This window comes from Pseudomonas sp. LD120, assembly GCF_009861525.1.
Taxonomy (GTDB): Bacteria; Pseudomonadota; Gammaproteobacteria; order Pseudomonadales; family Pseudomonadaceae; genus Aquipseudomonas.
In genome coordinates this window covers 3,028,260-3,049,597 of record NZ_WVHL01000005.1, presented here as the reverse complement: position 1 = coordinate 3,049,597, position 21,338 = coordinate 3,028,260, and the positions used below count along the sequence as shown (strand labels likewise).

Below are 21,338 nucleotides of genomic sequence, written 5' to 3'. Positions count from 1 at the left end.
TTCTAGCTCCTGCTGAATAACATCGTGCATTGATAAATCATCGATTCGCGGCGCCAGATTTGCTCGCCGACGAACCCCAGGCGCGCCAGCGCCGCAACCACCTCGTCCTGCCTCGGGTACTGGCAGCCACCGTGGGTCAGCCAGTCCACACCGACGGCTGCCGAGGCCGTGTCGCAAAAGAAAATCTCGTCAATGATCAGCCGGCCATCGGGTCCCAGGCGCTCGAGCAAAGCCGGCAGCGCCTGGACCACGCTGGGCTGGTGCAGGGTGTTGTCGAGCACGATTACGTCGAACCCGCGCGCGTCCAGCTGCGCCAGCTCCTCGTGGCTGTGCACCGGGATATCCGCCGCCGGCGGATTGAGCCCCCCCAGCTGCACGATCCGACTGGCCCGGCAGTCCAGGCGCCGGCGGCCCAATAAGGCTTGGGTGTACACCGCGCCAGTGGCGCAGATGTCCAGCAGGGCGATGGCCCGGGGCGCGTTGTGCAGGGCCTTGCGCCAGGTCAGTTGGGCCGCCAGTTGCTTGTCTGCCCCGGCCACCGCGCGCTGGTAGCGCCGCTGCAGTTGCGGGTGCTTGGGGGTCTGTTCGAAGGCGCGCCGGTCGAGGCCGTCATGCAGCACCGCCAGCAACTCGTCCAGGCGGTTCCAGTGGCGGTTGTTGAAGGACTCCAGGTCCAGCACCCGGGCCAGATCCTCCAAGTCCCGGGGCGGCGTCTCGGCCTCCAGGGCCTCGTGCAGCAGGCCGTTGGCCTGGGCCGTGTCGAAGGCCACCGCCAGGGTGTGGGCATGCAGACCGGTACGCTGGGCGATCTGGTCGACGCTCAGGCCCTGGGCACTGAGTTGCAAGGCCCCGCACTCCCACAGCGCCAGCAACAACTGCGAGCGCTTGTAGGCCTGGGCGGCCTCCAGCAACACCTGGTTCGCGGCCGGACGATAACGCCGGCTGAGCAGCGGCTTGCCGTTGCCACGGCGGGCAATCAGCGGCGTGCGCTCGAAGCGGTCGGGGACCTTGGCCGGCGCCAGATTCGCCTGGCAATGTTCGCGCAGCAGTCGTGGGTCCCACGGGCGCTGAGGGTTCCAGACCACGAAGGCAAAGATATGGTCGTTGCCCGAGCGGGCCGACTTGACCGCGCGCACCGCGCAATCTTGCACATCCGGGTGGCTGCCCAGCACCGACTCAATCTCGAACGGCGAAATCCAGCGTTCGCCCCGGCGGATCGCACTGCTCTCGCGACCGACGATGCTGTAGCCGGCTGCGCTCTGTTCGGCAATGTCGCCGGTGTCGTAAAGGCGGCCATCCTCCAGTCGCACCTTGAGGGCAAACGGCTGCCCCGCCGCCGGCTCCACGACTTCGATCCCCGGCATGGGAAAGCCGATGGACAACGGCGGCAATGGCGCGACGCCGGCAAACACGGCACCGCTTTCGGTACTGCCATAGTTGCGCGACAGTCCGATGCCGAAGGCCTGCTGGAACTGCTGGTCGAGCTGTCCGTCCACTGGACCGGCGCCGGACATCACCCCCTTGAGCTGGGGCGGACGCTCACCCTGGCCTACCCGCTGGGCCATCAAGGCCGCCAGCATGGGCGTGACCACGCAATGGCTGGCGCGCAGGCGCAGCGCCTGCAGCGCCGCCCCCAGTTCCGTGGGTTTGCAGATCTCCACCTGGGACCCGGCCAGCAACGCGCCCCACAACCAGCCCAGTGCATAGGCGTGATACACCGGAGCGATGAACAGCACCCGATCCTCGCGGCTCAGTTGCAACAGCCGGCAGTAGCGCAGGCCCTCGTCACGCCAGCTGTTCAGGTCGCGAAAAACCAGCGACGGTTCCCCCGTGGTGCCCGACGTCAGCAAATAGATGCCACGCCGGTGTGGCTGCACTGCCGAAGCGCCAGGCAGCGCAGCGCCAGGTTCAAGCGCTGTCACCCGCAGTTCGCCCTGCTCCAGCTGGACGCTGTGGCTGATCGCCCCCTGGGCGGCATAGCGCTGCAGTTCCTGAGGCTTGGCATCGCTGGCCACCAGCAGCGGCGACAAGCCCTGCTCCAGTAGCACCAGCAACAGCGCGGCATGCTCAAGCGTACTGTCGAACACCAGCAGCAAGCGCCGCTGGCCGCTGCTGGCCAGTTCACCAAGCTGCCGGGTCCATTCACTGCGCCGGATTGCCGGCAGCGAAGCCAGTACCGGCCCCGCGCTCAGTTGGGCCAACCAGCGGTCGTCGATCCGTGACTCAGGCGCCATGTCGATACGCCTCCTTGGCTTGTTCAAGCAGGTTCCTGACGGCCTGGGGCGCGTAGGAAGGCGCACGGCACAGCTCGTCCAGGCTGATGGCGTCTTCGAAATACAGGCTCAGGGTGTCCCAGGGGGTGAAGCAGCCCTTGCAGGCATCCAGCCGCGGTCGTTCAGCCAGCAACAGTTGATAGAACGGTGAACGGTTGACCGGAGCCAGGGCCTTGTTCCAGTCGTCCTCCAACAGATTGCCCATGTTGTGGAACCAGATGTTCGGGCACGGGGTGGCCACGCCGTCGCTGAAGGTCGACATCACCAGGCGTGGCAGGTGGCAGCGCCAGGTGCGCCGCCCCTGGTGATAGAACGAACTGAGGCGCTCCAGGTAGGCCTTGGGTGGCAGGATCTGCGGGTAGCGCTCGCGCAGCTCGAACAATGCGTCGATGAACGGATACTGCTCGGGGCGGACCTTGAACGTCTCGCTGTCCGGGCCGCGCACGGGGAACGGAAACAGCTGCGGTGGGTTGTCCGCAAACCCGGAGCACCACTCCACGAACTCGCGCAGATACGGCGCGCTGCGGTCATTGAGCACGCCGTAGATTTCCAGCGGCAGGCCGGCCTCCAGGACCATGGCGATGCGCTCCATGATCATCTCGTGGATGCGTGGCGACAGGACCCGATAGCTGTTGCCCTGATAGTGGCTGCTGTCGAGTGAGATCTGCACCACGACATTGCCCAGTTGGGCCAGGCGCCGCACTTTGTCCCGGGTCAACGGCAGGCCGTTGGTCTGTACGATCAGCACTTCATGCAGGGGCGACATGCGCTCGATGAAGCTCATGATGCCCTTGATGATGAAAATCTCGCCGCCGGTGAGTTTCAGCAGCGGTGGCTTGAAGGTGCGGTTGACTCGCTCGACGATGGTCTGCAGGCGCTGGCCCAGGTCGCTGTCTTGGCTGTAGACGTCGTGCACCGGCGGCTGGAAGATCAGCTTGCCCTCATGGGACGACTTCATGTTGCTCTGCCCGGTCAGGCAGTAGGTGCACCCCAGGTTGCAGGCGTCCTCGTTGATCACCAGGTCGTTGCCCAGCAACTGGCTGTGACCGAGAAAGTTCACCGGTTCGGCATTCGTCATGGCTCAAGCCCCTTTGCTGAACTGGATGTCGCGCAGGCTCAGCCCGGCGCGGTGGAGTTGCATGCTGATACCCAACTGGACCTGGCGCAGCTCGCCAAGCTTGACCCGGTAGAACTGCTCGACCTGGGGTCGCCGTTCATGGGCATAGGCCTCGTCGAGGGTTCCCAGTTCGGCCAGGTCGGTCATCTCGGAAATCAGCGCATAGTTGAAATCGCTCATGAGCCGGCGCAATTCGGCGGCCTTGGCTTCGCCGGCTTCGAGAATCGCCATGCCCCGGACGTCGCCGAGCACCGCACGCCGCAAGCGCGACATAAAGGTGTGCATGACGATGTCGTAGGTCTCGAACTCGAACACCGCCGGCTCTTTTTCGATGACCATTTCCGAGGCGTACTTCTCGCCGTAGAGCAAGGCGCTGATGGTCGACAACTGCCGCACTCGCGGGTCTTCGAAGTCGTAGCTCAGGGCATTGAGCGACACATCGAAGTCGTCATGCAGCTTGCCCTCGGCGCGCAGGGTCTCCACCGCCTCCGCCCCGGGATACAGCTCCAGGCGCACGGTGTAGCGGCGCAGGTTGTAGCCCATGTACTCGCGCAGGAAGAGGTTGTTGTCGCGGATCTCCTGGAAGGTCGACCAGGGGTGATAGGCAATGAAGCCGAAGGCCACGTAGATGCCGGCGCCACGCACCAGTTCGATGGCGCGCTTGTTGTCCTCGACCGTGGATTTCTTCTTCCAGCGATCCAGGCCGATCTGTGAACCCGACTCGATGCCGATCAGCACCTTCTCCAGGCCGGAGCGGTACAACAGGTCCAGCAGCGGCTGGTCTTCGGGGTGCCAGTTCTTGGCCTGCATGCAGCAGTTGTAATAGATCTTCAGGCCGCGATCGAGCACGCCTTGGGCGATGTCGGCGATGCGCTGCTTGGCGAACGGCGCACCGCCCGGATCTTCGAAGGTCGAATCGACGAAGTCGAACGTGTTGAAGTTGTACTTGTGATAAAGCCGCTCGATTTCATCGACGATATTGTCCGGGGTCCTGGCCCGCCAGAGCTTGCCGGGATTGATCTTGTTGCCGGCGTGGGGCGCGTTGCAGAAGGTGCAGCGCGCCGTGCAACCACGGGTGGTGGCCAGGCGCAGGTAGGGCAGCTTGCCGCTGTTGAGCTCGAACTGATCCCGCGCCGGTTCAGGCAGCATGTCCAGCTCCGGCACCGGCTTGCCAATGGGGTTGTCGATGACGAACCCGCCCTCCTCGCGCCAGCTCAGGCTCGGCACCCGGGCGTAGTCGCCATGATCCCAGAAGGCCTCGACGTAGCGCACCAGCGGCACGTCGCCCTCACCGCGCACCAGGGCGTCAAGGAAGCTCCAGTTGGGGTTGCTCAGCAACTTGGAGCCCAGGAAGGTGGCCAGCGGGCCACCGGCCAGAAACGCCACCTGCTCGGGCAGGGCCGCACGCAATGCCGAACCGAAAGCGGTGGCATGACTGACGGTGACGGTGGTCAGGGAGAACCCGATCAGGTCGGGCTTGAAGGCCACCACTTCAGCAATGGCAATCTCGTCGCCGTGCTGGATCGACTTGACTTCGACCACCTGGCACTCGGCGCCCAGGTCCCGCAGGATCGACACCAGGTAGCTGACGCCCAGGTGTTCGGAACTCATTACCAGGTCGCCATCGAGCAACACCGGAAAGCACACGCGCATCGGCTGCGGCTTGCGGAAGTCGACAGTGGAATGCAGCGGATTGCTCGCTGGCGCGTCGATCGGCTCAGCCAGGTTGGCGAGCGGAATCAACCCGTCGGCGGCGTTGGTGAACGGCACGGTTTCCATTAAAAATACCCAATTTGTTGTAATTGGCGGTCCATGAAGCGCTGTTCTTCTTCACTCATTCGTTGCCCGCCACAGCCTTTGCGGCCGGGCTCGCGCTGCGGCTCGTGGGCCGGTTCCAGCAACCAGTGACCTTCCAGCCCTTCAGGCACTGGCAGCCCCAGATGGGCCAGGATCGTCGGGTAGATGTCTTCGATCCGCGCCTGCAGCGCGGCGTCCTCGGGAAAGGTCGAGCCACGAATGAACACGATGCCGTCGGGCCGATGCACGCCACGCTGGGCCGGTGTGTTCCAGACCCGGCCGGTGAGTGCCGGTGTCGGCATGACGCTGAAATCCCTGGGGATCAGCAGGTAGTCGGGAGCGTCCTGCAGGCGTGCGCCGGCATACACCTGATCGGCCTTGACCAGCGTGAACCAGGGGCGGCCCTGCTCGTCGAGCTCCTGCGCCAGGGCTTGCTGCAAACGCGCTTCGGCCTCCGGCAACTGCTCGGCGCGCAGCACCCCCTGGGCCTCGCGCCCCAACAGATTGGCATTGACACCGAAGCAGCCAGGGGTGGGCATGTAGAACTCGGTGCGCGACCAATCCACCACGCGTCGGTAGCTCGCCGGCGCGTCGAACCAGGAACGCGCCCCCGGATCGTCGTGGGAGGCCTCGGCGCCCGAGTCCTGGGGTTCATAGCGGGTCGCCAGCAGGCCCTGTTGTTCGAGGAACTCGTGCACGCTGAAGTCCGCTTCACACAGGCCGAAGCCATGGTCGGAAGCCACCACCACCAGGGTGTCGTCATCGGCCAGGGTCAATACGGTGCCCAGCGCCTGATCGATATCGATATAACACTGTTCCACGACGGAACTGGGCGCCGAGTGATCGCCCCAATAATAGTGACTGACACGATCAACTTCGGTGAAGACTACAAACAGTGCATCCACGGCCCGCGTCTGCTGTAGAAAACAGCAAGTATCGGCACGCCCCTTGATGAACTTGCGCGCCTGCTCACAGTAGTCTTCCTGACCGCGATACATAGTGACAATGTCTGAATGATAGTGCAGCCCCGCCTGCATCAACTCATGCATCAAGTTGGCGGGCGAGGTATATCTCAGGGTTTTGGCCAATGGCCAGCTGATCATATAGCCGCCCTGCAGATCTGCCGGCGGATGAGTCATGGGGATGTTGTAGGCACCGACTTTCAGCCCGTGGCGCTCCAGGGTCAGCCAGCAGGGTTCGCGCCCATAGTCGGCAGCGTTCATTGCCCGGAAACGATAGTCCGCAGACTGGGTCGACCAGAACTGGTAGATCCCGTGTTCACCCGGAGAAACCCCAGTAAACATGGAGGCCCAGCCCGGTGCGGTGTGCGGTGGAAAGGTCGATTGCAGTACCCCATGGGAGGCGCGCCGGCGCAGTGCGCTGAAGTTGGGCAGCAATCCCCGAGCCATCAGTTGCTGGAGGACAGCATGGGACGCCCCGTCGATACCGAAGACCAACAACTTCAACTTCTGATCTTCCATGATCACCCACCTCCGACACTAAAGTTCAACCAGATAAACTTTTATCAACATTGCAGAACAACATTTCAAACAGCAGCGACGTATAAGAAGCGCTATTGCGACGCCATTCGAAAACCAACCGATAAAGTTCGAGACTCACAACTACCAGACACAGCCAGAACAGCGGCGAAAACAAGCTAACACCGACACCGAACAAACAACCTCGAAAATAATTTCAGACTTGTAACAAAATCGCTCCGAGTATGAATCGATATTTCCAACAACTAATAAAGGAACGATCCCCCCCGGACAGCACGGCGACACCTGTCGATGGCGATAACTGATCCAATGAATGAGTTGATCAAGGCCCATGAATCAACGCCGGCGCCGGTCGCCGGCTTGCCTCGGGGGCGTGCGCGCCAGGTGCTGATCGCTCCGCCAGGACCTGCGAAACAATTGGTATCAACCTCTTACATGCTCAAATAACCCGCCGGCAATTTGCCTGGAAAGCGAGCACTGGCTATCCCATCATCGGCGTCTGCAATCAGGCCTGCGCAGCCTTTCACTCACCCACCCGCGCCATGCGTACTGGTGTCGAAACAGGGAAGTCCTATGAACCCGAACGCCAATGCTTTTTTTGGCAGGCACACACTGGGCGAGCTCTATCAGATCGCCCCGGAAAAGCTCAATGACCTGGATGCCTTGACCCAACTGCTGTGTGCCGCCTCCGCCGAAGCCGGCGCGACGGTCTGTGGCACGCTGACAAAACGCTTCGAGCCACAAGGCGCGACGGTGCTGGTGATGCTGGAGGAGTCCCACGCCTCCTTCCACACCTACCCCGAACACGGGGCGCTGTTTCTCGACATCTTTACCTGCGGCACGACTTGCGACCCGGTCAAGGCGTTCGACTACATCTGCTCGAACCTGGGCTGCGATGTACGGGCGATGAAGATCGTCGAGCGCGGAGCGGCGCAACCACCCCAGCACCTGCCCGCCAGCCATGCAGCGCCGGTGGTACGGCACCAGGCAGAGTCGGTCGATCCCTAGGCGTTGTACGAAGAGCCTTGATACTCGGTGATGCTGCGTTGAAAACGGTCTCGTGCGCGAGTCCAGAAGGCTCATTTACACCCCGTAAAGTCGAACGCGACCCCGGCCGTTCCTCGACCGTTTTCGCCTTGCCTGACCTTCGTCTCAAAACTGTTCGGACAGAGCCTAGCGAACGCCGGCCCAAGCTGAAGCCCCGAGCCTCATGCACCGCCGACAGGGGCTGCCGGCACCTGTTGCCCGGTGTCTACTGGGGCTCTGTAAAAAAAATCAGACACTTCTGGCATTCGGGAAGCACCGCTCTAGCTCACGCCTCTCCCCGTAGGCGAAGGGCAGCCGGCAGGGGACTGGAGCCTTTTACCCCCCTTACATTGGCCGACGGATTCTTGCAGTATTGATCCGCCCTGGGACAGCGGCCCCATTGATCCGCCCCAGCAGCACCCGGTTCCCATAACCCATAACCACAACGAACTCGACAGCGAGATCACATCGGCGATGTCCCCCCTGAGCCCGTATCACGGATTCGACAGATCAGCGCCCGCGCCCCTGCACAGAGGCTGCGGCGGTGATCTCGACGCCCGACTCGCGCTGTCCTGCCGCTCACTTCCCGCCACGCCTCATGAGGTTCATGAGGACCGCGCTGTCGTCATCGGCTCGTACTTGCTGGACAGGCCCTGCCCATGAAGCTCCTGGTCAACCTGCCCATGGCCCTGTGCCGCTCCCGTCTGCGCCACTCCTCACGCCCTCCGGATCACTCGCTGCTGGCCTGAGCGCGCGTCCCTGCGCGCTCCCTTTCCAGATCTGATTTCTGCCCTTGCAACCAAGCCGTGCGCGGCGTCGTTGCAGGACCTGAAAACCTGCGCGCCCCAATGGCGCAAGCGAGAACCCTGATGAAATTTGCCGCCCTCGACGAAGCCCGTGACTTCCTGGCCGCCAACCCCGATATCGACATGATCGAACTGTTCATCCTCGACGCCAACGGCGTGCCCCGGGGCAAGCTGCTGCACCGCGAAGAACTGCTGGCGGTCTACGCAAGCGGCCGGCCCCTGCCCAGCACCATCCTCGGCCTGACCCTCAACGGCGACGACGTGGAAAACTCCGGCCTGGTGTGGGACGTCGGTGATATCGACTGCCGTGCCTACCCGCTGGCCGGCAGCCTGGTGCGCTTGCCCTGGCGGCAAATTCCCACTGCCACGGTACAGGTCAGCATGCACCCGCAGGAGGGCATGCCCGCCAGCATCGCCGACCCGCGCCACCTGCTGATCAAGGTGATCGACGGGCTCAAGGCCGAGGGTTACCACCCAGTGATGGCCTGCGAGCTGGAGTTCTACCTGCTGGACGCCAAGCGTGACAGCAATGGCCGACCGCAACCGGCGCTGGATGCTGACGGCGGTCGTCCGCGCAGCACTCAGGTCTACGGCCTGCGCGAGCTGGAGCAGATCGAGCCGTTCCTCGCCGACCTGTACGCCGCCTGCAAACTGCAAGGCATCCCGGCGCGCACGGCGATCTCCGAATACGCCCCGGGCCAGGTGGAAATCACCCTGGAACACGGCGATGCCCTGGAAGCCATGGACCAGGCGGTGCGCTACAAGCGTCTGGTCAAGGCCGTGGCTCACCAGCACGGGATGCAGGCCACCTTCATGGCCAAGCCCTTTGACCACCTGGCCGGCACCGGCATGCACATGCACGTGAGCATCGCCGATGCCGCGGGCCGCAACCTGTTCGCCTCCGAAGACCCGGCCGGCACCCCGCTGCTGCGCCAGGCGGTGGGCGGTATGCTCACATCGCTGCTGGACTCCCTGCTGCTGTTCTGCCCCAACGCCAACTCCTATCGGCGCTTCCAGGCCAACAGCTACGCGCCCCTGGCACCGACCTGGGGCGTCGACAACCGCACCGTGAGCCTGCGGGTGCCCGGCGGTCCGGCCAACAGTCGGCACATCGAACACCGCATCTGTGGTGCCGACGCCAACCCTTATCTGGCGGCGGCGGCAATCCTCGCCGGCGTACATCGCGGCCTGCGCGAACAGCTCGATCCGGGCGATCCGGTGCAAGGCAATGGCTACGCCCAGGCCACCGAACTGCTGCCCACCGACTGGCTGACCTCGCTGATCGCCCTGGAGCAATCGGCCTGGGCCCGGGATGCCCTGGGCCGTGAATTCCTCGGCGTGTACCTGGCAGTCAAACGCGCCGAATACCGCCAGTTCATGGCCGAAGTCGGCGAGCAGGACTGGCGCTGGTACCTGACCCAGGCCTGAGCCCCGGCACGATCTGCACAGCCTGCTGCATCCAGGCGGCAGCGGCAGATCGCCGACACGTTATCCAGCACTGGCGGCTGTCCACACACAGCCGCCCGGTCGAATTTTTCAAGGATATTGTTCATGACAACCGCTCTCGATCCGCGGACCCCGGCAGCCGAACGCTGCCCCAGCTACTACAGCGCCACCCTGAACCAGGAAACCCAATACCCGACTCTGCAAGGCACTCATCAGGTGGATGTGGTGATCATCGGCGGCGGTTTTACCGGCGTCGCCAGCGCGGTGGAACTGGCCGAGCGCGGCCTGAAAGTCGCCATCGTCGAAAGCCACAAGATCGGCTGGGGCGCCACCGGGCGCAATGGCGGCCAGGTCACCGGCAGCCTGTCCGGCGATGAAGCCATGCGCAAACAGATGCGCCGCCAGCTCGGCAAGGAAGTCGATGATTTCATCTGGAACCTGCGCTGGCGCGGGCACCGGATCATCCAGCAACGGGTGGAGAAATACGCCATCGCCTGCGACCTCAAGCACGGCCACCTGCACGCCGCCTACAAGCCCAGCCACCTGCCGGGCCTGCGCGCCGACTACGAAGAAGCGCTGCGCCGCGGCATGGGCGATGAAGTCAGCCTGCTGGACCGAGCCCAGGTGCGCGGCCTGCTGGAAAGCGAGCTGTACCACGGCGCCATCAAGAACACCCGCAACCTGCACCTGCACCCGCTGAACCTGTGCATCGGCGAAGCCCGGGCCGCCGAGAGCCTGGGGGCGCTGATTTTCGAGCACAGCCAAGTGCTGCAGATCGTCCACGGCGAACACCCGGCGGTGATCACCGCCCAAGGCCGGATCAACGCCAAGCAAGTGCTGCTGGCCGGCGACGTTTACCACAAGCTGGAGCCGAAAAAACTCAAGGGCAAGATCTTCCCGGCCATGGGCGGCATCGTCACCACCGAGCCCCTGGGGGATTTGGCCAAACGCCTGAACCCCGAGGACCTGGCGGTCTACGACTGCCGCTTTGTCCTCGACTACTACCGCATGACCGCCGACGGCCGCCTGCTGTTCGGTGGTGGCGCCAACTACAGCGGCAAAGACTCGCGGGACATCGCCGGCGAACTGCGCCCCTGCATCGAGCGCACCTTCCCGGCGCTCAAGGGCGTGGGCATCGCCTTCCAGTGGAGTTGCGCCATGGGCATCGTGATCAACCGCATCCCGCAACTGGGCAAGCTCTCGGACAACGTCTGGTACTGCCAGGGCTACTCCGGGCACGGCGTGGCCACCAGCCACATCATGGGCGAGATCATGGCCGAGGCCCTGACCGGCCACCTGGGCGACTACGACACCTTCGCCGCCTGCCGGCATATTCGCGTGCCCCTGGGCGACCAGTTGGGCAACTCGATGCTGGCGGCGGGCATGTGGTACTACCAGATGCTGGAGAAGCTGCGCTGAGCCCAGGCCAGGCACGCACTGGCGCACAGCGCCATCAAGCAACCGTCCGACACGATCCTGTGAGCGCTATCAGGCATCCTCCAGGATCAGGTCGGCGCCCTTCTCCGCCACCATCAGCACCGCCGCATGGGTGTTGCCCGAAGTGACGTTGGGAAACACCGAGGCATCGACGATGCGCAGCCCTGCCAGGCCATGCACCTTCAAGCGCGCATCCACCACCGAGTGCTGTGCGTCACGGCCCATGGCGCAGGAGCCGCACAGGTGGTAGATCGAGCCGCTGTTCTGGCGAAAGTACTGCAGCATCTGCTCGTCGCTGTCCACCGTTGGGCCCGGTAGCACTTCGTCCACCGTGATGCCCTTGAGCGCCGGCGCCTGCATGATCTTGCGCAGCAGGCGACTGCCCTGGATCACCTCGGCGATGTCCTTGTCGGTGCTCAGGTAGTTGGGGTCGATCAGCGCCGCGTCCCGCGGGTTGTTCGAGGCAATCTCGATGCTGCCGCGGCTGGTGGGACGACACGGGTTGAAGCACAGCAAAAAGCCGGAATACGGCTCGGGCTTGAGGCGCGCCTTGTTGCTCTTGGGAATCTGGTACGACAACGGGTTGAAGTACAGCTGCAGGTTGGGGTGCGCTTGCCCGGCGTCGCCCCGGAAAAAGCCACCGGCCTGGTTGACGCTCATGGCCAGCGCGCCCTGGCGCCTCAGCAGGTACTGCAGGCCGAGCTTGAGCTGCCCCAGCAGCGAGCCGAACTGGTCGTTGAGCGTGGGAACATTGGCCTTGTAGTAGTAGCTCACGCACAGGTGATCCTGCAGGTTCTGCCCCACCGCCGGCAGGTGCTTGAGCAAGGGAATCCGGTGCCGGGCCAGCAGTTGGCGATCGCCGACCCCGGACAGTTGCAGGATCTTCGGCGTGTCCACCGCGCCGGCACAGAGGATCACTTCCTTGGCCGCGTTGAACGTCCGGCCGACCCCGTGCTGGGTCACCGCAACCCCCACCGCGCGCTGTTGCAGATCGTCAAACAGCACCCGGTCCACCAGGGCATGGTGCTCGACCTGAAGGTTGGGCCGGCGCAGCGCCGGGTGCAGGTAGGCAAAACTGCTGGAGCAGCGCTGGCCGTTACGGGTATTGACGTCGTAGATCCCCGCGCCTTCAACATCCGCGCCGTTGAAATCCTCGCTGCGGGGGTAACCCAGCTCCTCGCAGCCCTTGAGAAAGGCCTCGCAGATCGGGTGGGTCTGGCCCTTCATCGGGGTGATGCTGATGGGGCCGCTAGCACCGTGGTATTGGCTGTTGCCCAGCGGGTGGCTCTCCAGTTTGCGAAAGTACGGCAGCACCTCCTTGAAGCTCCAGCCGTCGTTGCCGGCCGCCGCCCAATCATCGAAATCATGGGCCTGGCCACGCACGTAGATCATCGCGTTGATCGAGCCGGAACCACCCTGGACCTTGCCCCGGGGCGCATAGAGCGCGCGGTCGGCGAGTTGTTTCTGGGGCTGGCTGTAGTACATCCAGTTGAAGGTCGGGTTGTAGTACATCTTGGCGAACCCCACCGGAATCCTGAACCAGAACGAGGCATCCTTGCCGCCCGCCTCCAGCAGCAGGACCGAGTATTGGCCCGATGCCGAGAGCCGGTTGGCGAGGATGCAGCCGGCGGCGCCGGCGCCGGCGATGATGTAGTCGTATGTCATGCAGGAGTACCGCGTCAGTCGTATTGAAGGCAGCCGTCAGCGGCTGCCCATGCCCCGCCCGCAACGGGCGGTCAGTGCTCAACCCTTGGCCGGTGAAGTGTCCTTGACGTCGGCCGGGGTCGCGGCCATTTGCAGGTGCAGGCGGTCACCGCTGTAGGGCGAGTGCTGGCGCACCACGTCCATGTTCAGCTCCACCCCGAGCCCCGGCTCGGTGGACGCAATGATGTAGCCGTCTTCCCATTGCAGCGGTTTGGTCAGCACCTGCGCATGGAAGCCGCCCCAAGTCATGATGCTTTCCTGAATCAGGAAGTTCGGCGTGCAGGTGGCCAGCTGGAAACTCGCCGCCGCGCCGATTGGCCCGTTGTAGAGGTGCGGCGCGATCTGCGCGTAGTAGGCCTCGGCCATGCTGGCGATTTTCTTCGCCTCCAGCAGCCCGCCGCAGCGCGCCACGTTCATCTGCAGAATCGACGCGGCACCGGCCTGCAACAGCTTGAAGAACTCGAACTTGGTGGTCAGGCGCTCGCCAGTGGCAATCGGGATGCTGGTCTTGGCCGCGACCTGGGCCATGGCCTGTTCCTGGCCTGGCGGCACCGGCTCCTCGAACCACAGCGGGTCGTATTGTTCCAGGCGCTTGGCCAGGCGAATGGCCGAGGACGGCACCATCTGCCCGTGGGTGCCAAACAGCAGGTCGCACTTGTCACCCACGGCTTCGCGGATCTTGCGGCAGAAGGTTTCACAGCGCTCCAGCACCTCCAGCGACAACTGATGCCCGGAGTACGCGGTATAGGGGCCGGCCGGGTCGAACTTGAGCGCGGTGAAGCCCTGCTTCATGTTCTGCACCGCGCACTCGGCCGCCAGGTCCGCATCCTCGTAGTCGTACTCGCCACGGCTGTTGAGTGGATACAGGTAGGTGTAGGAGCGCAAGCGCTCATGCACCTTGCCGCCCAGCAGCTCGTACACCGGCTTGTTCGCCGCCTTGCCGATGATGTCCCAGCAGGCCATTTCCAGGCCGCTGACCACGCCCATCATGGTCAGGTCCGGGCGCTGGGTAAAACCACTGGAATAGGCCTGGCGAAAGAAGCGCTCGATGTGATGCGGGTCCTGGTCCAACAGGTAGCGCTGGAACACGTCCTCGATGATCGGTTGCATGACCTTGGGGCCAAAGGTCGCGGCATAGATCTCGCCCACGCCTTCAATACCGCAGGCGGTCCTGAGCTTGACGAACAGCCAGTACATGCCGCCGATATGCGGTGGCGGTACGGCAACGATATGGGTTTCCAGGGAGACGATCTGCATGTCAGGCACCTGCCTTGTGATGGAGTGTTGTGCGCTTGACCCGGGCCCTGAGCACCAGGGCCGCGAGGGTGCCGAGCAAGCCGACGGCGGCGATGTAGCCGAAGTACAGTTGGTAGCCCAGGGCACCGGGGAAGTGTTCGGTGAGGTAGCCATTGATCAGCGGGATAAAGGCGTCCGGCAGGTAACCGACCACCGAGACGATGCCGATGGCCAGCCCGGTGATGCGCAGCGGAATGTTGCAGGTATCAAGAATCGCCCAGTACAAACCGCGGATCGCGTAGGTCATCAGGCCGATGAAGATCACCGTGCCGATCAACAGGCCCAGGCTGTTGAGGCCGGGGAACACCATCAGCCCGGCCACGCTCAGGGTCGCCAGCGACAGCGCGACTATCAGCACCGAAACGTTGGAGAAGCGATCACCCAGCCAGCCGCCGCCGATGCCACCAATCGGGCGCATCCACAGCTTGAGGGTGGTGATGGTGCCAGCCATGACGGCGGTCATGCCGTTGCTCTGCAGGTAGTCGGAGAAGCTGTAGGTGGCCCAGAAGATGTGGTAGCCGCAAAACACGATGGCGGTCACCAGCCACAGCTCGGGAATCTTCGCCAGAGTCGCCAGGTCGCTCAGCAGGTTGAAGCGGCCCTGCTGCACCGCGGCCGTGTCCGCCATGGGCTTGGGGTCCTTGAGCAGCACCAGCACGCAACCGATGGCGATGCAGGTAAAGGAATACAGATAGACCACCTGCCGGAATCCCTCGACCGCCGACTGGCCCCGGGTTTCGGTGGCGAAGGCGAACAGAGCCAGGGCCGCGGTCGCCAGCAACGCCTCCACCAGGCCGCGCCCACCGTCGAGGATGCCGAAGAAACGCCCCTGTTCGTTGGCTTGGGCAATCATCTTCACCCGCTTGAGCACCGAGGCCCAGAAGGTCAACCCGGTGGTCAGGCCCCAGCAGCCGAAGATGACCAGCAACCCGTTCATCGACGGCGCGCTGGAGTACCACAGGCCCAGGGCGCCGGTGGCCACCAGCGAAAAGAAGATCAGAAAGCGCGGCGCGATGCGGTCCGCCAGCCAGCCGCTGGGCAAGTAGCTGAGGAGGAAAATCGTGCCCAGCATGGAATACAGATACCCCAGCTGGCTGTGGTTGATCTGGAACACGTCGAGCATGGTGGTCTGGTAGACCTGGCGCAGGTAGAGGATGGGGTAGATCGCCCCGGCGGCCAGCACCAGCAACAGCAATTGAACGTAGCGACTGCCCTTGTCGTGGTTGCCCACGGGCAAGGCGGCACTGGCCTGGACCGCGACCGGATCGGCTGCATATTTAGACATGACGATGCCCTCGGGCGCCGGTGTCCGGCGCCTCTCATTGTTATTAGTGAGGCAGCGGCAAGCTTGGAGCTTCAAGCGGCAAGAACGACGGCGCTGCTCTTGCTTGCGGCTTGCGGCTGATGACTTGCAGCCGCCTTAGAAAGGCATGACCACCAGGCGGGTCTGGGTGAACTCCAGCATGCCGTGCTTGCCGTCGTCACCGCCCAGACCCGAGCGTTTCCAGCCCGCGTGGTAACCCTGGTAGGGGTCGGCCGGGGTGCGATTGACGTACAGCTCGCCGGCCTCGATGGCCCCGGCGACCTTCATCGCGGTGCGGTAGTTCTCGGTGTAGAGCACCGAGGCCAGGCCGAACTGGTGGTCGTTGGCCAAGGCCAGGGCCTCATCAATATCGCGGTAGGTGAGCACCGGCAGCACCGGACCGAAAACTTCCTCCTGGACGATCTCCATGTCCTGACGGCAGCCACTGAGCAGGGTCGGCGGGTAGAAAAAGCCAGGTCCGGGCGGCAGCACGCCACCGGCTTCAAGCACCGCGCCCTCGGCCACGGCACGCTGTACCAGGCCGTGGATCGCCTCCCGCGACGCGCCATTGGCCAGCGGCCCCATCAGGCTCGGGTCCTGGCGCCGGTCACCAAAATGCACCGCCGCGATCTGCGCCTTGAGCAGGGCCAGGAAGCGTTCATGCACGCTTTCATGCACGTAGACCCGCTCCACCGCCGTGCACAGCTGGCCACAGTGGGTGGTCTTGGAGCCGACGATGGCGCGCGCAGCCTGTTCCAGGTCGGCATCGGGTTCGATGATCGCCGGGGTCTTGCCGCCCAGTTCCAGGGACGGTTTGGCGACGTTGGCCTTGCAGTAGTCAAGCACGATGCGCCCGGCATTGACGCTGCCGGTCAGGGTGATCATGGCCACCGCCGGGTGGCTGCAGACCGTGGCGGCGGTGGCGTGATCCATGACCAGGATGTTCACCACCCCCGCCGGCAGGCCGGACTGCTGCACCGCCCGGGCGATCTCAAGGGCCGACAGCGGCGTGTTGTTGCTGGGGCGCACCACCACGCTGTTGCCGGCGATCAGCGCCGGGGCGACCTTGCGCAGCAAGGTATAGACCGGGTAGTTGAAGGGAATCAGGCAGGCCACCACGCCCAACGCTTCGCGGTGCAGAAACAGCTTCTCGTCGGGGCTGTCGCTGGGGATGATTTCACCCTCGATGCGCCGCGCCCATTCGGCGTGGTAGCGGGTGATCTGCGCCGCATAGCGGGCTTCGTTGCAGGCATCCTCCAGGCTCTTGCCGGATTCGGCAGCCAGGCTCTGGCCAATGGCCTCGGCCCGCTCTTCAAGGGCATCGGCCAGGGCCCGCAGGTGTTCGCCGCGCTGGATGCTGGTCAGTGCCGCCCACTTTTTCTGTGCGCTGCGCGCGGCTTCCACCGCCTCCCGCGCCTGCTGAGCGGTGGCCGCCGCGACCTCGCCCACCAAGGTTTCATCGGCCGGGTTGCAGACCGTGACGCGTTCATGGCCGGCCGGCTCGATGAAGTGGCCGTTAACAAAGTTTCGCTGAAGTTGCATGCTGGTTGCCCCGTCGTTGGCAAGAAAAGGTAATGCCGGCGGCCTGGAGGCGCTCCAGGCCCGGCGCTCAAAGGATCTGGCGTGATCGAGCGCGCATGGCGGCGCCGGCGCACAGGCCAATGGCCTGCGGGCAACGATGGATACAGCGGGCAAGGCGCAACGGCAGGCAATCGGCAAGGACCGGATACGGCATGGCTAGGCACTCGGGTTGTTGTTAGGTGAGTGCCGGCAGTCTTGTCGCTCGCCGCGATGGGGACAAACGATTAATGTCGCCGACTAACTTGCATAAAACGCATGTTAGTCGCGACCAGGGGACGGTTCATGGCGTCGCCGCACAGGCGCTGAAAGGCTCTGGCTCAGGCCTAAGGCGCAAAGGCTGCAGTGGACGGTTCGAGCTGGCGCTGGGCAAGCCAGACCTCCTCTTGCAACCATTGCCCGAACTGCTGCAACTGGGGCAGTGGGGTCTGCTCCGGACGGGTCACCAGCCAATAGGACTGATGCCCCTCCACATGCACGTTGTGCACCTGGGTCAACTGCCCGCCCGCCAGCTCCGCCGCCACCATGTGCCAGTCGGCGATGGTGATGCCCAGGCCGTCGATGGCGGCACGAATGGCCAGGTCCAGCAGATCGAATTCATAGCCACCCTGGGTGTCGACGCCACTGATGCGCGCTGCGTCCAGCCAGTGCTTCCAGGTCAGGTAGCGCTGGTCTTCGCGGGCCAGCACATGCAACAGGGTCATGCGCCCCAGGTCGATGCCCTGCTCCGTCGACTCGCGAGCCAAGAGCGACGGCGCGCACACCGCGACATGTCGCTCCTGGAACAACTGCGAGCTGTCCAGGCCGTCCCACTCGCCATCGCCAAAGCGGATCGCGCAGTCCAGGGTCGCGGTTTCCGCCAGGCTGTCCTGCAAGCGCGTGGTCAGGCTCAGCTCCAGCGCCGGATACTGCTCGCGCAAGCGCCCCAGGCGCGGCAGCAACCAGCGGCTGGCGAAGGTTGGGGGTGCATTGAGGTGCAGGCGATTGGCGTGGGATTTCTGCTGGATGCCGCGCACCGTCAGCTCGATCTTGTCGAACGACTGGTGCAACGCACGCAACAGCACGCGCCCGGCACTGGTCAGTTCCAGGTGGTGATGGCGTCGTTGCAGCAGGCTCTCGCCCAGCTGTTCCTCCAACTGCCGGACCTGCCGACTGACCGCGCTCTGGGTCACGTTGAGCAGCTCGGCGGCCCGGGTAAAACTGCCCGTGCTGCCTGCAACTTCAAAGGCTTTGAGCGCATTGAGCGCGGGGATCTTGCGTTTCACGTCAGGCTCTCGCTGAGGGCGGCTCAAGGGCACCCAGCATGGCACGGCGACAGGGCGCCGGCCAATGGGACAAACATGCGTTTTACGCATGCTGCAACGCACAATAAATCGTTTGTCGCCCTCCGGCGCGCAGGGCAACACTGCCGGCAGCCTAGGCCCTGTAGGAAAAGTTTTGAGACGCAGGTCAGGCAAGGCGAAAACGCTCAAGGAACGGCCGGGGTCGCGTTCGCCTTTACGGGTTGTAAATGAGCATTCCGATCGGACTCGCGCACGAGAGCGTTTTCAACACAGCATCGCCGAGTATCAAGGCTTTTCGTGCAAAGCCTAAAAAAACAACAAGACGAGTACTGCCCATGCCCACGCACCTGCCTGCTCCATCGATCGCCAGCGGCTGACACCCCCGACGCCGGACACTTCCCCCCTTTCACCCTTGGCTACAGCCCCCTTGCTGCGGCCCGGTCCAGCGCACCTGACCATAACAATCCGGGAGAAAACCCCATGCACACCCTGCGCCCTCGCCCTCTTTGCCACTTGGCCCTGTTGCCCTTGCTCGGCAGCCTTGCCGCCCCGGCGCTAGCCGTCCAGGTCAGCGATCACCTGGACCTGGGGGGCGCTCTTCGCGCCCGCTGGGACTACGACCCGGACCGGGACATCCAGACCTTCAACTTCGACACCGCGATCCTCAGCGCCAAGTACAGCTCCGACACCTGGATCGGCGCCGCCAAGTACCGCCTCTACGGCGGGGCCTACCCTTATCGCTACACCGACAAGGTCGGCGAGGTCGCCTTCGCCGAAAGCGCCTGGATCGGCTACCGCTTCAACCCCGAGCAGCAGGTGCAGGTGGGCCTGAATCAGATCCCCTTCGGCCTGCAGCCTTATTTTGGCAGCACCTTCTTCGAAACCCTGGGCAACGTGGTGGGCCTGGAGGACATCTCGCAAGTGGGCGCCAAGTACATCCAGGACAACGGCAACTGGAACCTCCAGGCCGGTTATTACCTGCGCCCGGCGTGGCAAGGCAAGGGCACCAGCAACGGTCGGACCTACTCCAGCGTGGTGTCTTCGGCCGACAGCTACGTGGCCGACGGCAGCGACAACCGCGAGCGCAACACCCTGGTCCTGCGGGTGGCCAAGGCCGTGCAGTGGGGTGACTGGCGCTCGGAAGTCGGGGTCTCGGGCCTGAGCTCGACCCTGAAGAACAACGACACCCACCACGATGGCCGGCGCAATGCCCTGGCCCTGCACTACCTGGGCAAGCACGGCCCCTGGGGCGTGCAGTTGCAGGCGGCGCGCCAGCAGATGTCGCCACGCAATCCCGGCAGTGATGAGCTGGTGACACTGGGCGGCTATGACGGCACCTTCAACGTTGCCAGTCGCGGCAGCCTGTACGTCGCCGACCTGAGCTACGACGTCGACGGCAAGCACCTGTTCGACCAGGTCAGCGGCATCAAGCTGTACGCCAACTACAGCGCCTTCGACAAATCCGCCAGCGCCTACAAAAGCTCCCAGCGGATGATCCTCGGCAGTTCGTTTTCCGTGGGGCCGTTGTGGGTGGCCAGCGAATGGCTGCTGGGCAAGAACGACCCCTACATCGGCGGCAGCAGCTATACCCAGAGCCTGGGCCCGGGTGGCAGCAACCAGTGGGAAAACCAGCTGTACGTGAACATTGGTTACTACTTCTAAGCCTCGGCCAGGGCCCTGGCGCATCGTCGCGCGGGGCGCCGCCAGGGTAGGATGAGCGCCTTGAAACACGCCGTCGGCCCCTAACCATGAACCTGCTCCACTCAGTGCCGCCCTGCCCTCCAGGTTCGGGGCGCCGCGTCCTGGCGCCAGGTGCGGAGTCTGCCCGCCATGCGTCAACTGCCCTCTTTGAACAGCCTCCGGGTCTTCGAGGAAGTCGCCCGCCACCGCAGCTTCAGCCAGGCCGCCCAGGTCCTGAGCGTTACCCAGGGCGCGGTCAGTCGCCAGATCAAGCAACTGGAGGATTACCTCGGCGTGTCGCTGTTCAGCCGCTCCCCCCAAGGGCTGGCGCTGACCGAAGCCGGCACGGCCCTGGCGCCGGAGCTGGGGCAGGCCTTTGAGCAGATCGAACAGGCGCTGCAGCGCCTGCGTGTGCCCAACCTGCGCCAGCGCCTGCGCATTGTCGCGCCGCCGACCTGGGCCACCCGCTGGCTGTCGGCGCACTTGCGAGACTTCTGCCGGCAGCACCCGGCCATCAGCCTCAGCGTGACCCAGCACGCCAGCCACGACAGCCCCGCCGAAGTCGACTGCCAGATTCGTTTCGGCCTGCAGGCCGCGCCCCATTGCCACAGCCGCTTGCTGGTGATGGAGCGGCACCTCGCCGTGGCCAGCCCGGAACTGTTCAGTGCCGGCCAGGCGCCGGACCTGCGCGACCACTCGCTGCTGCACATCCTGCACGACGGCAAGCGTTTGCGGGTATGGGAAAACTGGCTGGCGGCCATGGGCCGGAAGGACATCGACGCGGGAGCAGGCCTGGAGTTCGGCACCCTGGATCAGGTGATCCACACCGCGCTGGCCGGTGGCGGGCTGGCCGTGATCGACCGACAGATGATCGAGCGCGAACTGGCCGACGGCCACCTGCTGCCGATCACCCCAGTGGAGGTGATCGGCCCTTACGGTTATTGGCTGGACGTGGCGCACGACAAACACGGCCTGTCCAAGGTGCAGCGGTTCACTCACTGGCTGAGCCACCAGAGCCAAACCTGAACCCTGTAACCCCTGTAGCCGCTGGCGCCTGCGACGCCTGGCGGCGCCGCAGACGCACAACCGCCTC

At 64.4% G+C, this 21,338-nt stretch carries 14 protein-coding genes; 5 read left to right on the top strand and 9 right to left on the bottom strand.

The features are described from left to right. Positions 1-2: 2 nt before the first annotated feature. From PLD_RS28405 to PLD_RS28390, 4 genes are read right to left on the bottom strand one after another with little or no spacing between them, the layout of a single operon-like run. Positions 3-2,234 (bottom strand): fatty acid--CoA ligase family protein, encoded by a 2,232-nt coding sequence (locus PLD_RS28405; protein WP_159898008.1) that lies wholly within the window; start codon positions 2,232-2,234, stop codon positions 3-5. After that, complete coding sequence (locus PLD_RS28400) at positions 2,224-3,351, bottom strand: radical SAM protein (RefSeq protein ID WP_159898007.1); 1,128 nt, start codon at positions 3,349-3,351, stop codon at positions 2,224-2,226. The genes PLD_RS28405 and PLD_RS28400 overlap by 11 nt, the downstream gene beginning before the upstream one ends. Positions 3,352-3,354: 3 nt before the next feature. After that, positions 3,355-5,169 carry a B12-binding domain-containing radical SAM protein gene (locus PLD_RS28395; RefSeq protein ID WP_159898006.1) on the bottom strand — a complete coding sequence of 605 codons (1,815 nt, stop codon included), beginning with the start codon at positions 5,167-5,169 and terminating at the stop codon, positions 3,355-3,357. Then, positions 5,169-6,668 carry an alkaline phosphatase family protein gene (locus PLD_RS28390; protein WP_159898005.1) on the bottom strand — a complete coding sequence of 500 codons (1,500 nt, stop codon included), beginning with the start codon at positions 6,666-6,668 and terminating at the stop codon, positions 5,169-5,171. Before PLD_RS28390 ends, PLD_RS28395 begins: the two co-directional genes overlap by 1 nt. Before the next feature lie 591 nt (positions 6,669-7,259). On the opposite strand from PLD_RS28390, the gene speD reads away from it, so the two are divergent. From speD to PLD_RS28375, 3 genes are all read left to right on the top strand, one after another. Further along, positions 7,260-7,694, top strand: a complete 435-nt coding sequence (speD, locus tag PLD_RS28385) for an adenosylmethionine decarboxylase (RefSeq protein WP_159898004.1) — start codon at positions 7,260-7,262, stop codon at positions 7,692-7,694. Positions 7,695-8,581: 887 nt separating this feature from the next. Then, positions 8,582-9,946, top strand: a complete 1,365-nt coding sequence (locus PLD_RS28380) for a glutamine synthetase family protein (RefSeq protein ID WP_159898003.1) — start codon at positions 8,582-8,584, stop codon at positions 9,944-9,946. Between the two features lie 123 nt (positions 9,947-10,069). Next, positions 10,070-11,383: an FAD-binding oxidoreductase gene (locus tag PLD_RS28375; protein WP_159898002.1), complete on the top strand. Its 1,314-nt coding sequence runs from the start codon at positions 10,070-10,072 to the stop codon at positions 11,381-11,383. A 69-nt stretch (positions 11,384-11,452) separates the two neighbouring features. On the opposite strand, the gene PLD_RS28370 is transcribed toward PLD_RS28375, so the two are convergent. The 5 genes from PLD_RS28370 to PLD_RS28350 form a co-directional block, all read right to left on the bottom strand. Beyond that, positions 11,453-13,066, bottom strand: coding sequence for a GMC family oxidoreductase (locus PLD_RS28370; RefSeq protein WP_159898001.1), 1,614 nt, complete (start codon positions 13,064-13,066; stop codon positions 11,453-11,455). Positions 13,067-13,144: 78 nt separating this feature from the next. Further along, complete coding sequence (locus tag PLD_RS28365) at positions 13,145-14,362, bottom strand: mandelate racemase/muconate lactonizing enzyme family protein (protein WP_159898000.1); 1,218 nt, start codon at positions 14,360-14,362, stop codon at positions 13,145-13,147. A gap of 1 nt (position 14,363) precedes the next feature. Further along, positions 14,364-15,686, bottom strand: coding sequence for a nitrate/nitrite transporter (locus tag PLD_RS28360; protein ID WP_159897999.1), 1,323 nt, complete (start codon positions 15,684-15,686; stop codon positions 14,364-14,366). A gap of 135 nt (positions 15,687-15,821) precedes the next feature. Next, positions 15,822-17,246 carry an aldehyde dehydrogenase gene (aldA, locus tag PLD_RS28355; RefSeq protein ID WP_159897998.1) on the bottom strand — a complete coding sequence of 475 codons (1,425 nt, stop codon included), beginning with the start codon at positions 17,244-17,246 and terminating at the stop codon, positions 15,822-15,824. Positions 17,247-17,608: 362 nt separating this feature from the next. Further along, entirely contained in the window at positions 17,609-18,547 is a 939-nt protein-coding gene (locus PLD_RS28350) for a LysR substrate-binding domain-containing protein (RefSeq protein WP_159897997.1), read from the bottom strand. A 498-nt stretch (positions 18,548-19,045) separates the two neighbouring features. Between PLD_RS28350 and PLD_RS28345 the strand changes: the two genes are divergently transcribed. Together PLD_RS28345 and PLD_RS28340 are read left to right on the top strand one after the other, a co-directional pair. Further along, positions 19,046-20,227, top strand: a complete 1,182-nt coding sequence (locus tag PLD_RS28345; protein ID WP_159897996.1) for a hypothetical protein — start codon at positions 19,046-19,048, stop codon at positions 20,225-20,227. 168 nt (positions 20,228-20,395) lie between these two features. Continuing rightward, positions 20,396-21,271, top strand: a complete 876-nt coding sequence (locus PLD_RS28340; RefSeq protein WP_159897995.1) for a LysR substrate-binding domain-containing protein — start codon at positions 20,396-20,398, stop codon at positions 21,269-21,271. The last annotated feature ends 67 nt before the right edge of the window (positions 21,272-21,338 follow it).

Excerpts from the sequence above, each read along its gene's own strand:
- PLD_RS28405 (WP_159898008.1), bottom strand. The coding sequence starts at position 2,234 with ATGGCGCCTGAGTCACGGATCGACGACCGCTGGTTGGCCCAACTGAGC.
- PLD_RS28400 (WP_159898007.1), bottom strand. The coding sequence starts at position 3,351 with ATGACGAATGCCGAACCGGTGAACTTTCTCGGTCACAGCCAGTTGCTG.
- PLD_RS28395 (WP_159898006.1), bottom strand. The coding sequence starts at position 5,169 with ATGGAAACCGTGCCGTTCACCAACGCCGCCGACGGGTTGATTCCGCTC.
- PLD_RS28390 (WP_159898005.1), bottom strand. The coding sequence starts at position 6,668 with ATGGAAGATCAGAAGTTGAAGTTGTTGGTCTTCGGTATCGACGGGGCG.
- speD (WP_159898004.1), top strand. The coding sequence starts at position 7,260 with ATGAACCCGAACGCCAATGCTTTTTTTGGCAGGCACACACTGGGCGAG.
- PLD_RS28380 (WP_159898003.1), top strand. The coding sequence starts at position 8,582 with ATGAAATTTGCCGCCCTCGACGAAGCCCGTGACTTCCTGGCCGCCAAC.
- PLD_RS28375 (WP_159898002.1), top strand. The coding sequence starts at position 10,070 with ATGACAACCGCTCTCGATCCGCGGACCCCGGCAGCCGAACGCTGCCCC.
- PLD_RS28370 (WP_159898001.1), bottom strand. The coding sequence starts at position 13,066 with ATGACATACGACTACATCATCGCCGGCGCCGGCGCCGCCGGCTGCATC.
- PLD_RS28365 (WP_159898000.1), bottom strand. The coding sequence starts at position 14,362 with ATGCAGATCGTCTCCCTGGAAACCCATATCGTTGCCGTACCGCCACCG.
- PLD_RS28360 (WP_159897999.1), bottom strand. The coding sequence starts at position 15,686 with ATGTCTAAATATGCAGCCGATCCGGTCGCGGTCCAGGCCAGTGCCGCC.
- aldA (WP_159897998.1), bottom strand. The coding sequence starts at position 17,246 with ATGCAACTTCAGCGAAACTTTGTTAACGGCCACTTCATCGAGCCGGCC.
- PLD_RS28345 (WP_159897996.1), top strand. The coding sequence starts at position 19,046 with ATGCACACCCTGCGCCCTCGCCCTCTTTGCCACTTGGCCCTGTTGCCC.
- PLD_RS28340 (WP_159897995.1), top strand. The coding sequence starts at position 20,396 with ATGCGTCAACTGCCCTCTTTGAACAGCCTCCGGGTCTTCGAGGAAGTC.